A 209-nucleotide genomic window follows, 5' to 3' on the forward strand; every position below is an offset into this window, starting at 1 on the left:
TCCTGCTCGGCGGCGGGCTGCTCCTTGGCCTTCGGCTTCTCAGGCTTGGCCGCCTGTTCGGGCTCGGCCTGCTCCTGTTCGGCGGCGGGCCGCTCCTCGGCCTTCGGCTTCTCAGGCTTGGCCGCCTTTTCCGGCTCGGCCTGCTCCTGCTCGGCGGCGGGCTGCTCCTTGGCCTTCGGCTTCTCAGGCTTGGCCGCCTGTTCGGGCTC

At 71.8% G+C, this 209-nt stretch carries 1 pseudogene; it reads right to left on the reverse strand.

Features of this window, described 5'->3' with window-relative positions:
- Positions 1–209, reverse strand: a pseudogene (locus tag AC0L3D_RS37160) (hypothetical protein); the annotation flags it as partial.

It is taken from the genome of Mesorhizobium sp. WSM4837 (genome assembly GCF_055811435.1).